This window comes from Vibrio sp. Vb1755, assembly GCF_033338635.1.
Taxonomy (GTDB): domain Bacteria; phylum Pseudomonadota; class Gammaproteobacteria; order Enterobacterales; family Vibrionaceae; genus Vibrio; species Vibrio alginolyticus.
On record NZ_JAWOTA010000079.1, the window covers coordinates 1 to 1,783 of the forward strand.

At 44.9% G+C, this 1,783-nt stretch carries 1 protein-coding gene and 1 pseudogene; both read right to left on the bottom strand.

All coding sequences use genetic code 11. The annotated features are described in order from the left end of the window. Positions 1-435: pseudogene (locus R7E00_RS22700) on the bottom strand (chemotaxis protein); the annotation flags it as partial. A gap of 108 nt (positions 436-543) precedes the next feature. After that, the gene (locus tag R7E00_RS22705) at positions 544-1,734 is read right to left on the bottom strand and encodes an Hpt domain-containing protein (RefSeq protein ID WP_370686433.1); all 1,191 of its coding nucleotides are present in this window, start codon (positions 1,732-1,734) and stop codon (positions 544-546) included. Positions 1,735-1,783 lie beyond the last annotated feature (49 nt).

Consider the following 1,783-nt stretch of genomic DNA (forward strand, 5'->3'; position numbering starts at 1 on the left):
GAGCTGGTCTACCTCATTGGCTAAGTGTGCCGAGACTTGTTTGGCTTCATCCGTAGCAAAAATGTCACGGCCAGCGCCCGTTGCATAAAACTGGTTCATTTGATGAGTGAACACCCACGTATCAATCAATGCAGCCATTGGTGATACTTGATATGCTGCTGCTTGCAAGCCTTCTTCTGCATTGATCTTCCACAGCAGGACGTAAGACTGGTTCACTTTATCATTGGGGTCATACTGCTCTTGAAGCACATCGGCGGCTTGCTCAACTTGAGCAAAAAATTGAAGTGCATATTCGCGCGTTAAAATGCGCATATTAAGCTCTTGCTTGGTGAGAGGAACGGTCTGGCTGTCAATTTTCACTTCTAACAGGGAACACCCTGAAAGAGTGGTAACCAACCACAAAACCATCAGTGACGATATTCGACGAATGGACATGAAGCTACCTTTATCAAATTGTATAGAACAGGAATTAAGCGGAACCCAAGTGTAGGTTCGAACGCGCCTTTAATACCTCAACCGCCAACATTTTAAGTCAGAGGAATATCAATCTGTTAGCACTTCTCGTATCTTTTCACTGTTGAGAACTTTCTCTGCGAAAAGTGTTGTTTGTTGTAATACATCCCTTAATTGACAGAGCTTATTATCCGGTACCTCTTTGCCCTGTTTTATCAATAATTCTATCTCACCTGAGATGTAATGCAGGGGCATTGCACCTAAACTTCCTGACACCCCTTTCAGGCTGTGCGCCGCGCGCTGTGCGTTGTCTATATCTTCGTTTAGAAGTTTATGTAATTTAGAACCATCTTCAGCATGATCTTGAATAAAGACCTCGAGCAACATTCGGACAGCGCCTTCATCGCCAGAAAGCGAATCCAGCATTCTGTTTATATCGATAAACGGTTCTTGCGGAGCCAGCAATTCTTGTCGCGAATCAGGGGTTAGCTCTTGCGTTTTATTCGCTTGAGCATCACTTGCCAACTCACGCGCTTTGTTCTCGTGTTCTAAAGAATTGGATGCGTTTTCAGTTTGAGAAACGGCAGGATCTGATGAACTTGAATTCGCCACCGCATTTTTAGAGAAGACAGCCCATGAGACCAACGCCAACAGACAACCGCTCACGACAATGAGCCAAAAGATGAAAGAAACCAGTTTTTGTTCGAGCGTAGCCTTCATCGACACCAACTGATTAGGAAAATCTGGCTTTAATAACTGATTCGCCAAATAACTGCCCTGCGCATTCGCCGCAAGAACACTTGAGGTTTGTGCGAGTCGACGTTGAAATGCAGAACGCTCCCCTGTCGACAGTGAATCCGATTCGATGAACAGTAAATCCAGTTCGCGATAGGTATCCGTATTGGTGTTGGAATCGCTAAAAATCGATTCAAGAACCAAGGCTCCCAAGCGGTAATACATGTTTTCAATTTGCTGCGAGTTGTTTTCCGCACCTCGGCTGGTGTGCAGTTGCTCCGCCAACGATACCAACTCACCATCACTGCCAATAAAAGCGCGTGCACTTTCCAAAAATCGGTCAGTTGAATAAAGCAATTGCGTGACGTCTGGCCCATTCGCATCAGAGACCTCACTTTCTAATTGAAGACGAACCGCGTACACAAGCTGAAGTTTGAGTGAGACTTGATCGACATGCTTAACTCGATACGGCAACTCAAAATTAAAGAAGTTACGTACTTCCTCAACTTTACTGCCGAGTTCATTCAATGTGGAAAGCGTTTGCATCGTCTGCTTTGCTTGAAACCAAAGAGTTGCAGAAAATACACACCACAAA

Coding starts and splice junctions, on each gene's coding strand:
- R7E00_RS22705 (WP_370686433.1), bottom strand. CDS start 1,734: ATGCAAACGCTTTCCACATTGAATGAACTCGGCAGTAAAGTTGAGGAA.